Raw genomic sequence first — 11,960 nt, 5'->3', positions numbered from 1 at the left:
TCGCCTGGAACACGACATGACCGACGCCCCCGCCATCGATCCGGCCTTCGCCGCCCTGAGCTTCGAGGAAGCCCTCGCCGAACTGGAGAAGATCGTCCAGCGGCTGGAATCCGGCTCCGCCCCGCTGGAGGAGTCGATCTCCATCTACGAGCGCGGCGCCGCGCTGAAGGGCCATTGCGAAGCGCGGCTGGAGCAGGCGCGTCTGCGGGTCGAGAAGGTGGTGCTCAGCCAGGGTTCAGCGAGCGGCGTCGAGCCGGCCGACTTCTCGTGAACCTCGCCCGCCGCATCGCCGAGACGGCCGATGTCGTGACGGTGGCGCTGGATGCGCTGCTGCCGCGCGCCGATGGTCCCGAGACGCGGCTGATGGAGGCGATGCGCTACGCGGCGCTGGGACCCGGCAAGCGGTTGAGGCCGTTCTTCGCGCTCGAGACGGGCAAGATGTTCGACCTGCCGGAACGGCCGGTGCTGCGCGCGGCCTGCGCGCTGGAATGCATCCACGCCTACAGCCTGGTGCATGACGACCTGCCGGCGATGGACGACGACGACGTGCGTCGCGGTCGACCGACGGTGCACAAACAGTATGACGAGGCCACCGCCATTCTCGCCGGCGACGCCCTGCAGACGGCGGCCTTCGAGATCATGGCCCACCCGGACACCCATCCGGACGGCAATGTCCGCGCCGAGCTGGTGCGCAAGTTGGCCCACGCCTCCGGGGCCCAGGGCATGGCCGGCGGCCAGATGATCGACCTGCTGGGCGTGCGCGAGGACCTCGGCGGCGTCGCCCGCATGCAGCGGCTCAAGACCGGCGCCCTGATCGCCTTCGCCTTCGAGATCCCGCTGATCATCGCCCACGCCCAGGACGCCGAGCGGCACGCCTTGATGGCTTTTGCACAGGACCTCGGCCTGGCCTACCAGATCGTCGACGACCTGCTGGACGCCGAAGGTGATCCGGACAAGCTGGGCAAGGCGGCGGGCGGCAAGGATGCGGCGCTCGGCAAAACAAACTATGTGACGCTGCTCGGGATCGACGCGGCGAAGGAACGGGTGGCTCATCTGGCCGACCAGACCCGCGCCCATCTCGATATGTTCGGCGAGCGGGCCGCAACCTTGCGGGCGTCTGTCGATTTCGTGCTGGACCGGAACTCGTAACCGCGCTTTCGTCGCGGACATTCGTAATCGACGGATTTTTCATGCCCCCCGTTACGCCGTTGCTCGACAAGATTTCGTCGCCCGCCGACACCCGCGGCCTTTCCATTCCGGAATTGAAGCAGCTGGCGGAAGAAGTTCGCGCCGAAATGATCGACGCGGTCTCGGTGACCGGCGGGCATCTGGGGGCGGGTCTGGGCGTGGTCGAGCTGACCGTCGCCCTGCACCATGTGTTCGAGACGCCGAAGGACATCGTCATCTGGGACGTCGGCCACCAGGCCTATCCGCACAAGATCCTCACCGGCCGCCGCGACCGCATCCGGACCCTGCGCACGGGCGGGGGCTTGTCGGGCTTCACCAAGCGGGCCGAGAGCGAATACGACCCGTTCGGCGCGGCCCATGCCGCCACCTCGATCTCCGCGGCGCTCGGCTTCTGCGCGGCGCGCGACGCCAAGGGCGAGCAAAACAAGGTCGTGGCGATCATCGGCGACGGCTCGATGAGCGCCGGCATGGCCTACGAGGCGATGAACAACGCCGCCGAGACGACCAAGCAGCTGATCGTCATCCTCAACGACAACGACATGTCGATCGCCCCGCCGGTCGGCGGGATGAGCGCCTATCTGGCCCGGATGGTCTCCAGCGGCGGCTACCAGTCGCTGCGCAAGATCGGCCGCCACATGGCCGGGGCCCTGCCCAAGCGGCTGCAGCAGGCCGCCCGCAAGGCCGAGGAGTTCGCCCGCGGCATGGTCACCGGCGGCACCTTCTTCGAGGAGCTGGGCTTCCATTACGTCGGGCCGATCGACGGCCATGACCTCGACGCCCTGACGCCGGTGCTGAAGAACGCCCGCGACTTCGAGGGCAAGCCGGTGCTGGTTCACGTCGTGACCCAGAAGGGCAAGGGCTACGCCCCGGCCGAGAACGCGGCCGACAAGTACCACGGCGTGGTCAAGTTCAACGTCATCACCGGTGAGCAGGCCAAGGCCGCCGCCGGCCCGCCCAGCTACACCAAGGTGTTCGCCCAGGCGCTGGTCAAGGAAGCGGAGAGGGACGACCGCATCGTCGCCGTCACCGCCGCCATGCCGTCGGGCACGGGTCTCGACCTGTTCGGCAAGGCCTTCCCGGACCGCACCTTCGACGTCGGCATCGCCGAGCAGCACGCGGTGACCTTCGCCGCCGGCATGGCGGCCGACGGCATGAAGCCGTTCTGCGCCATCTATTCGACCTTCCTGCAGCGCGGCTACGACCAGGTGGTGCACGACGTGGCCATCCAGCGGCTGCCGGTGCGCTTCGCCATGGACCGGGCTGGCCTGGTCGGCGCCGACGGCCCGACCCACGCCGGCAGCTTCGATGTCGGCTTCATGGGCGCGCTGCCCGGCATGGTGCTGATGGCCGCCGCCGACGAGGTCGAGCTGGCCCGCATGGTCGCCACCGCCGCGGCCATCGACGATCGGCCCAGCGCCTTCCGCTATCCGCGCGGCGAGGGCCTCGGCCTCGACATGCCGGCGATCAACGAACCGCTGGAGATCGGCAAGGGGCGCATCGTCCGCGAGGGCTCGGCCGTGGCCATCCTGTCGTTCGGCACGCGCCTGGGCGAAAGCCTCAAGGCCGCCGACCTGCTGGCCGCGCGCGGCCTGACCGCGACCGTGGCCGACGCCCGCTTCGCCAAGCCGCTGGATATCGAGCTGATCCTGCGCCTGGCCCGCGAGCACGAGGCCCTGATCACCGTCGAGGAAGGCGCCATGGGCGGCTTCGGCGCCTTCGTGCTGCAGGCCTTGGCCGAGCACGGCGCGCTGGACCGCGGCCTGAAGGTGCGGACCCTGGTTCTCCCGGACGTGTTCCAGGACCAGGACAAGCCCGACCTCATGTACGCCCAGGCCGGCCTCGACGCCGAGGGCATCGCCGCCGGCGCCCTTGCGGCGCTCGGCGTCACCAACGTCAGCACGGCCGGCCGTCGGGCCTGACGCCTAGGGCGTCACCGGCAGGTGCTTCGCCAGGAAGGCGCCCACGGCGTCGAGCATCTGCGTCCGCGTCGATGAATAGGACAGGTAGTGGTCGTCGTTCTTGAGGATGACCACCTCGACCGGCTTGCCGGCGGCCTGCATCGCCTGCTGCATGATCTCGGTCTGACGCGGGCTGACGGTCGTGTCCCGGTCGCCGTGGATCAGCAGCACCGGCGCGGTGATCCGGGCGGCCTGCCGGGCCGGTGAACTGCTGTCGAGCAGGGTCCGGTCGGCGATCGACCGGCCGATGTTCGCGGTCCACCAGGCCAGGGTGTCGGACTCTTCGCCGTAGGTGTGGCGCGCGTCGCCGATGAAGGCCGGAAGGTCCGAGACTCCGGCCACCGAGACGGCGCATTTGTAAGCGTCCGGATTGAGGCTGACGCCGGCCAGGGCGGCGTAGCCGCCGAAGCTGGCCCCGACAATGCAGACCCGGGCCGGATCGATAACGCCCTTGCCCGCCAGATCGGCCACGCCGTCGAGCAGGTCGGTCTGGATCTTGCCGCCCCATTCGCGCCGGCCGGCCGCTTCGAAGGCGTTGCCGAAGCCCCAGGAGCCGCGGAACTGCGGCTGCAGCACCGCATAGCCGCGCGTCGCCAGGAACTGGACCAGGAAGTCGAAGCCGAAGCTGTCGCGCGCCGCCGGCCCGCCGTGGGGCAGGACGATCAGCGGCAGATTGCCGCCGGTCGCCGGCGCGCCGGGCGGCAGGGTCAGATAGGCCGGGATTTCAAGGCCGTCGCGGGCCTTGTAGGTCACCCAGCTGGTCTTGCCCAAGGCGACGCCGGCCAGTTCCGGATAGGCCTCGCCAATCGGCGACAGCTCCTTGCGGGACTTGTCGAACAGGTACCAGACCGGCGGAGAGTCCGGGGCGTCGACGCGGGCGAGGAACAGCATCCGGTCGCGTGACCAGCTTTCAAGCGAGACCCGCTTGCCCTTGAAGGCGCGTTCGAAGACCCCGAAGACGGCCCCCATCTCCGGATCGAGCCAGGTGTATTCCGGCCGCTCGCCCTGGGAGACGGCGGCGATCGGCGACTTCCGGTAGGGGTCCCAGACGAGCTCGGGCGACCGGTTTTCCGGGATCGGCGCGACCACCGTGGTCTCGCCGCTGGCCAGACTCTGACGCACGATGGCCGAGGCGCCGTCGGGCTGGCGCGCGGCCAGATAGAGGGAGTCGTCCGCGTCGCTGTACCCCAGGACGCTGCGGAAATCCTCGTCGGTGTCGCCGCTCAGGACGGTCTTCCAGGCCGACTGCCCCTTGGCGCGCGCCTTGAGAATCCAGCCGCCGGTCGGGCCGCTGCTGTCCTGCCGGACCCGGGCCTGGCCGGTCAGGTCGACGTCGAACAACCGGGTCTCGGGCGTCCCGCGGTCGGTGATCGACGCCCGGCCGCTGGGGATGTCCAGTTTCCAGACCACGGTGAGGAGAGGCTGTTCGCCCCCGGTGGAAATGCGGGAATCCCGGGTCGACAACGCCCGCGCCGACCAGTCGAACCCGAGCACCGACACGAACGGCTTGTCCCCGGGCGTGATGCCGATCACCGGCTGGGCGATGGCGTAGTTGGCCACGTCGCCGGTGGAAAACAGCTGCCCGGCGGACCGGGCGTCCGCGCCGACGACGACGTTGCGTTCGAAGTTGTAGGCCTCGCGCGGCCCGACCGTTTCCCAGACCACGATCTTTAGCAGCGCGAACCGTCCGTCGACCCATTCGATGTCCGAGATACGGGTGTCGGCGAGGTCGAGCCGCGAAACGGCCGTGGCGTCGAGCGGCGCCATGGTCAGGAGGCGCTTGCCCGGCATGCCGCCCACCATGGCGATGGTCTTGCCGTCGGGGGACATGGCGGCCGTCTCGAGCGCCGGAAGGCGACCGAAGGCCGAGGCGGGGGGCGGGGTCTGCGCCGTTGCAGCACCGGCGGCCAGCACGAGCCACGCCGCCGTCGACATCATCAAACGCTTCACTGGAAGTCCCCCGCACCCGGCCTTCCTCGACACGGGAGGCCTGCCCGACCCTATCCGGTTTGGCGGGGCGATTCCTAGTGCTGGTAGAGCTTTCGCGCGCTGTGCAACCTACGCGCTGCAGGCCGCGAAGAAGCGGCTGACGCTGGCGCGGTCCAGCGGCGTGGCGTCGAGACGGACCGTCCGGCCGCGGTCCACGAGCGAGAGGTCGCCGGTGCGGGCGAAGCGGGCGAGGGCGGGGGACGCGATGTGGGCCGAGCCCTCAATCATCTGGCCGGCGTCCGGCGAGGCCACAAGCCCGGCCGCAACCGTCTGGCGGGCGTCGCCGGAGGCCAGCACCAGCCCGCCCTGCGGCGAGCCGCCGATCAGCGAGACGTCGACGCGGCGGGCGGCGGGCTCGCAGGTCATCATCAGCACGACATTGTCGGAGGACGGCGCGCCGTAGGCCAGCTTGGGGCCTTCCCCGGCGTTGTTCTGGTAGCTCCAGGCGAAACCGGGGGCGGCCGGACTGGCCACGCAGCTGCCGAGGGCGGCGCAGGCGACGGCGGCGATCAGGGCGGGCAGTCTGGTCATCGGAATGCTCCTTCGCAGTGAGGGAACGCGCCGAACTGGACGAAGTTCAGAAGTATTAAGACCGCCCGTCCGGGTCAGAACGGCGTGAACCGTTCGACCACGGCCTGACCGGCCGGAGTCCGCTGCTGGCGGCTGATGTCGCCGCGGCCGCCGTAGGCGATGCGGGCCTCGGCGATCTGGGTGTGTTTGACGGTGTTGGCGGCGGAAATGTCCTCAGGCCGCACGATGCCGGACACGGTCAGGCGGCGCACTTCGCCGTTGGTCATGACTTCCTGGGTGCCCTGGATGACCAGGTTGCCGTTGGGCAGCACGCCGGTGACGACGGCCGCGACGGTCAGGCTGATCTTCTCCGAGCGGGTCACCGCGCCGGCGCCGGCCTTGGCGCTGGTCGAGCCGGTCTCGATGGCCGCCGCGGGGTCGAACCCGCCCGGCAGAATTTTCCCCAGCGAGCTTTCCAGCCCGAACAGGTGCGGGAAGCCCATGGTCTGGTTGGCCGTCCGCGAGGTGGTGGTGTTGTTCTGCGTGCGGGCCGAGTCGTCGATGTCGATCTGCACCGTCAGGATGTCGCCGATGCGCGAGGCGCGCTGGTCGACGAAGAAGGCGCGGGCGCCGGCGCGCCACAGGGAATTGGCGCTGGCCGGCTGCGGGGTCATGCCGGGCGCGGCGAGGACCATCTGCTGCTGCGGCACCAGGGCGGCCGGATAGCCGATCGGCGCCAGCTCGGGGCCGGCGACGGCCTCCTTGACGGTCGAACAGGCGGCGAGGGGGGCGAGGGCAAGGACGGCGAGGGTGGCGATACGCATCAGACTGAATCCTCTAGCGGGCGGCGTACTGTGGGGAGCCGGCGGCTTTCAGCCGTTGCGCCTCGGGGCCGGTGACGGCCTGTCCGGGCGCGGTCGCGACCGCCTCGATGATTTTCTTCGAGGCGGGATTCTGGACATTGAAACTCTGGCCGACGGCCGCGGCGCCGAGCGCCCTGGCCTGCAGCGACAGACTGATGCCGCCGTCGGACCAGGTGACCTGGACCGTGTCGCCGGCCTTGATGACCTGTTGGGCCGTCACGTCGCGCTGGGAGACCACCGCGCCTTCACGCAGCGGACGCTTGGCGGCCATGCCGATGACCGCGTCGGCGTCGCGCGGCGCATCGGCCGGAGCGCCGGACACCTTGGTCCAGGTCATGTCTTCGGGCTGGACGATGTCGCCGGCGTTGAGGCTGCGGGCCCAGGTCAGGACCTCGACGTTGCCGCGTTGCGCCGTGGCGGACGGGCCCTCGGCCGCACCGCCGCGCACGACAATGCGGCGCAGGCCCTGCGGGTTGCTCCAGTCGAGGCCCGAGCGTCGGGCCAGGCCCTGAACCGCGGCGGCGTCGAGCACCACCGACGGGCCCGTGCGCGTCGCGACCAGCACGCCGGCCGCGCCGCCCGCGCCGTCGAACAGGTCGCCCAGCGTCACCCGGCCGTCGCCGTCGGCGACATCGGCCTTCAGCGTCACCGTCCCGGCCAGCGCCGGCGTGCCGATCAGCGCCCCGCAGAGCGCGACGAGGAGGGCGCGGCGCATACTAGCCCTTCACCTGGTTGGCGGCCTGCAGCATCTGGTCGGCCGTGGTGATGACCTTGGAGTTCATCTCGTAGGCGCGCTGGGCGATGATCAGGGCGGTGATTTCGCTGACGGCGTCGACGTTCGAGGCTTCGGTGTAGCCCTGCAGCAGCTTGCCGAATCCGACCGTGCCGGGGGCGCCCGTCGTCGCCGGGCCCGAGGCCCCGCTTTCCATGTACAGGTTGTCGCCCATGGCCTCGAGGCCGGCTTCGTTGATGAAGGTCGCCAGCTCGATCTGGCCGGCGACTTCCGGCGCCGCCGTGCCGGCCTTGGTCACCTGGACCTGGCCGGACTTGGAGATGGTCACGTCGACGGCGTCGGCCGGGATCGTGATCGACGGCTGGATCTGGTAGCCGTCCTCGGTCACCAGCTGGCCCTGGTCGTTGAGCGACAGGTTGCCGGCGCGGGTGTAGGCGGTCTCGCCCGTCGGCAGCAGCACCTGCAGGTAGCCCCGTCCCTGGATGGCCAGGTCGTAGGTGTTCTCGGTGTTGGTCATCGCCCCCTGGCCGGTGATCCGGTAGGTGCTGCCGGCCTTGACGCCGCCGCCGATCTGCACGCCGGTCGGAACCACCGTGCCCTGGTCGGACGACTGCGCGCCGGCCCGCTCGAGGTTCTGGTAGAGCAGATCCTGGAACTCGGCCCGCTGGCGCTTGAAGCCGACGGTGTTCATGTTGGCGATGTTGTTCGAGATGACCTCGACGTTCAGCTGCTGCGCGGCCATACCGGTCGCCGCGGTGCGAAGAGCCTGCATCAGACGTTACTCCCTCAAGCCACCCGCCCCAGACGCTCGACCGAGCGACGGGACAGTTCGGCGGAATTTTCGATGGTCTTGGCCATGCTCTCGTAGGCGCGGCTGATTTCGATCAGGCGCGTGATCTGCAGGACCGAGTTGACGTTGCTGCCCTCCAGCATGCCCTGGTGCACGCGCGCGGCGCTGGCCGGCTGGGGCTGCAGGTTGGAGGTGTTGCGATACTGGTTGTCGCCGGTCTTCGACAGGCTGGCGAGGTCGTCGAAGGTCACGACCGAGATCTTGCCGACCTTGGTCGCGCCCTGGCTGACGGTGCCGTCGGCGGCGATCGTCACCGGGCCCTGGGTCGGATCGACGACGATGTCGCCGCCCTCGCCCTGGACCGCGTCGCCGGCCTGGGTGGTCAGCTTGCCGTCCGGACCCAGGGTGAAGCGGCCGTCGCGGGTGTAGCGTTCACCGGCCGCCGTCTGGACGGTGAAGAACCCCTGGCCCTCGATGCCGAGATCGAACGTCCCGTCGGTCTGGCGCAGTGCGCCCTGGCTGAAGTCGCGGGTCACGCCGTCGTCGATGACGAACTTCAGGCTCGGCGGGCCGTCGACCATCTTCGCCCCGGTGGAGGGGTCGGTCTTGACCATCGCGCCCTCGACCTTGAACCCGGTCGTGTCGACGTTGGCGATGTTGTTGGCGACGATATTCAGCTCGCGCTGCAGCGTCATCTGGCGCGACAGGGCGACGTACATCGCGTTGTCCATGACGGGTCTCCCTGGGCGAATTCGACGCGGTTTGCGACGCCTCCGGCCCTGCAACCTTCGGGCCAGTCCAAAAGCTCAATGATTTCAGCAAGCAGAATGGTTAACGGGCGCCGCCCGGCGGTTCTTGCCGGGCGCATTCGGCCGCCCTTCAAAACCGATCCTTAACCAACGTGAACCAATGAAAGGATGACAAGGATTCTAGGGAGCCGCGCGCGTGGCCAAGGACAAGGTCAAGGAAGCCGAAGCCGCCCCCGAAGGTGAGGGCGCGGCCGAAGGCGAGGACGGCGCGGCCGGCGGCAAGAAAAAGCTGCCGATGAAGATGATCATCATCGCCGGCGCGGCCGCCGTGCTGGTGCTGGGCGGTGGCGGCGGGGCCGCGTTCTTCTTCATGAAGCCCAAGCCGGCGGCCGAGGCGGGCGCGCACGGCGGTCACGAGAAACCGAAGAAACCGAAGAAGAAGGAAGGCGGTCACGGCGGCGGCGGCGAAAAGCCGGAAGCCGGCGCGGCGACCGTCAAGGAAGGCCCCGACGGGGTCTTTTTCTACACCCTGCCCGACATCGTCGTGAACATGCAGACGGCCGACGGCAAGCCGACCTTCCTCAAGCTCAAGCTGACCTTCGAACTTCCCGACGAGGAAGCCGCCGACGTGCTGAACCCCAACATGCCGCGCCTGCAGGACATGCTGCAGACCTTCCTGCGCGAGCTGCGTCCCGAGGATCTGCAGGGCAGCCAGGGCAGCTACCAGCTGCGCATGGAAATCCTCCGCCGGGTGAACCTCGTCGCCGCCCCGACCAAGGTGAACGCCGTCCTGATCGAGGAGATGCTGATCAACTAGGCCCCGGCCTGGCTGAAGCGCGACCCATGGCAGACGAATCCGACGATCAGGCCGCGATGGCCCAGTGGGCCCAGGAAAACGCCCCGGCGGCCGACAGCGCGCCCATGCCGGGCGGCGACTGGGACGCGGGCGGGGCCGACGACGCCCTCATCGGCTCCGAGCGGATCCTGAACCAGGACGAGATCGACAGCCTGCTCGGCTTCGACCTCAGCGACGACGATGCGGCCGAGCGCACCGGCATCCGGGCGATCATCAATTCCGCGCTGGTGTCCTACGAGCGCCTGCCGATGCTCGAGATCGTCTTCGACCGGCTGGTCCGGTTGATGACGACCTCGCTGCGCAACTTCACCAGCGACAACGTCGAGGTCAGCCTCGACAACATCAGCTCGATCCGCTTCGGCGACTATCTCAACTCGATCCCGCTGCCGGCCATCCTGTCGGTGTTCCGGGCCGAGGAGCTGGACAACTACGGCCTGCTGACGGTCGACTCCAACCTGATCTACTCGATCGTCGACGTGCTGCTCGGCGGTCGCCGCGGCACGGCGGCCATGCGCATCGAGGGCCGCCCCTACACGACCATCGAGCGGGTGCTGGTGCAGCGGATGGTCGAGGTGGTGCTGGCCGACGCCAAGGCCGCGTTCGAGCCGCTGACACCGGTCAACTTCGTGCTCGACCGGCTGGAGACCAACCCGCGCTTCGCGGCCATCGCCCGTCCGGCCAACGCCGCCATCCTGGTCAAGCTGCGCATCGACATGGAAGACCGCGGCGGGCGCATCGAGCTGCTGCTGCCCTACGCCACGCTCGAGCCGATCCGGAAAATGCTGCTGCAGCAGTTCATGGGCGAGAAGTTCGGCCGCGACAACATCTGGGAAGGCCACCTGGCCACCGAGCTGTGGACCACGCAGATGGAGGTCCGCGCCGTGCTCGACGAGCAGCAGGTGGGCCTCTCGAAGGTGCTCAATCTCAAGGTCGGCGACACCTTCATGCTCAATGCGACCGCCGACAGCCTGATTGAGTTGCGCGCCGGCACGATTCCCCTGACTCGGGGGCGCATGGGGCGTCGCAATCACCACATCGCCGTGCGTTGCGAGGCGCCCCTGACCCCGGCCGCCAAGCAGGCCGTGCAGAAGAGGCTCACATGAGCGCCGTCGCCATCGTCATGAACCTGCTCCTGTCGGGGCTGCTGCTGGCGGCCCTGGCCTTCGGCTGGCGGCTGGAGCGGCGGCTCAAGGCGCTCAAGGACAGCCACGACAGCTTCGCCCGCGCCGTGTCCGAGCTCGACACCGCCGCCGCCCGCGCCGAGCAGGGCCTGGCCGACCTCCGCGCCGCCACCGACGAGGCGGCCGACACCCTGGCCGAGCGGATCGAGACGGCGAAGGCCCTGGCGACCCGCCTTGAGCGCGGCGTTTCCGCTTCCTCAACCCCGGGCGTGCAGACTGACGCCCGGCCGGCGGCGAGCGCGCCCGTGCGGGAGCGCGACGTCTACGTGCGGCCGGAACCTGTCGCCACGCCGCGCTCGAAGGCGCGCGTGGACGATGACCTGTTTGAGCCGGATGCCGATGCGGGACACCTGCGCGCCATCCATGGAGGCCGCCGATGAAAAACATGCCCCGCATCCTGCCGCTGGCGGGCATCGCCGTGGCCGGCGTCCTGGCGGTCAACGCCGTGGCCGGCGCCAAGTCGGTCCCCGACCTGTTCAGCGGCGCGCGCGCCTTCGCCGAGGATCTGGCCGGCGGCAAGCCGGGCCAGGTGAGTCCGGCCGCTCCGGTCGCCGCCGCCGCGCCGAAGCCGGCCGCCGTCTGCGCCCCCACGGCCGCCGAACTGGCCCGTGAAGCCAATCTGTCGCCCGCCGAACTGCAGACCCTGCAGAGCCTCAGCGCCCGTCGCGGCGAGCTGGACCAGCGCGAGGGCGACATCGACCTGCAGCTGCAGCTGCTGGCCGCCGCCGAGGCCAAGCTCGACGCCCGGGTCAAGGCGCTGGACGCCCTGAAGGGCGACATCCAGGGCCTGCTCGGCCAGGCCGACGCCCAGCAGCAGGCGGAGGTGACCCGCATGGTCGCCGTGTTCTCGGCGATGAAGCCCAAGGACGCCGCCGCGCGCATGGCGATCCTCGAGGATTCCGTCCGCCTGCCGATCGCCGCGAAGATGAAGGAGCGGACGCTCGCCGCCATCCTCGCCCAGATGGACCCGGCCGTGGCCAAGAAGATGACCGAGAGCCTGGCCACCCGCTTCGCCGCCAACAGCAGCCTCGCCGCCGCCCGAACGGCCATCGCGCCGCAGCCGGCGCAGACCGCCGCCGCGACCCCGCCTGCCGCGCCGGCGGCCGCCGCCGCGACTCCGGCGGCGACGAAGCCGGCCCCGGC

Annotated in this window: 13 protein-coding genes; 7 read left to right on the top strand and 6 right to left on the bottom strand. The window is 69.9% G+C overall.

Annotated elements, in window-relative coordinates; translation table 11 throughout:
* Positions 1-16 precede the first annotated feature (16 nt).
* The 3 genes from AC1RN0_RS14090 to dxs are packed head-to-tail and all read left to right on the top strand — an operon-like array spanning position 17 to position 3,107.
* Complete coding sequence (locus AC1RN0_RS14090) at positions 17-271, top strand: exodeoxyribonuclease VII small subunit (protein ID WP_492788084.1); 255 nt, start codon at positions 17-19, stop codon at positions 269-271.
* Complete coding sequence (locus AC1RN0_RS14085) at positions 268-1,149, top strand: polyprenyl synthetase family protein (RefSeq protein WP_492788083.1); 882 nt, start codon at positions 268-270, stop codon at positions 1,147-1,149. The genes AC1RN0_RS14090 and AC1RN0_RS14085 overlap by 4 nt, the downstream gene beginning before the upstream one ends.
* A 41-nt stretch (positions 1,150-1,190) precedes the next feature.
* Positions 1,191-3,107: a 1-deoxy-D-xylulose-5-phosphate synthase gene (dxs, locus tag AC1RN0_RS14080; protein ID WP_492788082.1), complete on the top strand. Its 1,917-nt coding sequence runs from the start codon at positions 1,191-1,193 to the stop codon at positions 3,105-3,107.
* Between the two features lie 3 nt (positions 3,108-3,110).
* Here dxs and AC1RN0_RS14075 read toward each other — a convergent pair whose 3' ends face one another.
* The 6 genes from AC1RN0_RS14075 to flgF form a co-directional block, all read right to left on the bottom strand.
* Complete coding sequence (locus tag AC1RN0_RS14075; RefSeq protein WP_492788081.1) at positions 3,111-5,096, bottom strand: alpha/beta hydrolase family protein; 1,986 nt, start codon at positions 5,094-5,096, stop codon at positions 3,111-3,113.
* A gap of 108 nt (positions 5,097-5,204) precedes the next feature.
* Entirely contained in the window at positions 5,205-5,666 is a 462-nt protein-coding gene (locus AC1RN0_RS14070) for a hypothetical protein (RefSeq protein WP_492788080.1), read from the bottom strand.
* Between the two features lie 74 nt (positions 5,667-5,740).
* On the bottom strand, positions 5,741-6,472 hold the full coding sequence (flgH, locus tag AC1RN0_RS14065; protein WP_492788309.1) for a flagellar basal body L-ring protein FlgH: 732 nt from the start codon (positions 6,470-6,472) through the stop codon (positions 5,741-5,743).
* A 10-nt stretch (positions 6,473-6,482) separates the two neighbouring features.
* Positions 6,483-7,223, bottom strand: a complete 741-nt coding sequence (gene flgA / locus AC1RN0_RS14060) for a flagellar basal body P-ring formation chaperone FlgA (protein ID WP_492788079.1) — start codon at positions 7,221-7,223, stop codon at positions 6,483-6,485.
* Between the two features lies 1 nt (position 7,224).
* Entirely contained in the window at positions 7,225-8,013 is a 789-nt protein-coding gene (gene flgG / locus AC1RN0_RS14055) for a flagellar basal-body rod protein FlgG (protein WP_492788078.1), read from the bottom strand.
* Positions 8,014-8,027: 14 nt separating this feature from the next.
* Complete coding sequence (flgF, locus tag AC1RN0_RS14050; RefSeq protein ID WP_492788077.1) at positions 8,028-8,762, bottom strand: flagellar basal-body rod protein FlgF; 735 nt, start codon at positions 8,760-8,762, stop codon at positions 8,028-8,030.
* A gap of 214 nt (positions 8,763-8,976) precedes the next feature.
* Here flgF and AC1RN0_RS14045 point away from each other — a divergent pair, with 214 nt between their 5' ends.
* The 4 genes from AC1RN0_RS14045 to AC1RN0_RS14030 form a co-directional block, all read left to right on the top strand.
* On the top strand, positions 8,977-9,597 hold the full coding sequence (locus AC1RN0_RS14045; protein WP_492788076.1) for a flagellar basal body-associated FliL family protein: 621 nt from the start codon (positions 8,977-8,979) through the stop codon (positions 9,595-9,597).
* Between the two features lie 26 nt (positions 9,598-9,623).
* Positions 9,624-10,739 carry a flagellar motor switch protein FliM gene (gene fliM, locus AC1RN0_RS14040; RefSeq protein ID WP_492788075.1) on the top strand — a complete coding sequence of 372 codons (1,116 nt, stop codon included), beginning with the start codon at positions 9,624-9,626 and terminating at the stop codon, positions 10,737-10,739.
* The gene (locus tag AC1RN0_RS14035; RefSeq protein WP_492788074.1) at positions 10,736-11,197 is read left to right on the top strand and encodes a DUF6468 domain-containing protein; all 462 of its coding nucleotides are present in this window, start codon (positions 10,736-10,738) and stop codon (positions 11,195-11,197) included. Before fliM ends, AC1RN0_RS14035 begins: the two co-directional genes overlap by 4 nt.
* On the top strand, positions 11,194-11,960 hold a 767-nt coding region (locus tag AC1RN0_RS14030; RefSeq protein WP_492788073.1), incomplete at its 3' end, for a MotE family protein. The genes AC1RN0_RS14035 and AC1RN0_RS14030, both read left to right, overlap by 4 nt.

Source organism: Caulobacter sp. GW821-FHT12F03 (assembly GCF_058806855.1).
This window is presented reverse-complemented; position numbering and strand designations above follow the sequence as displayed.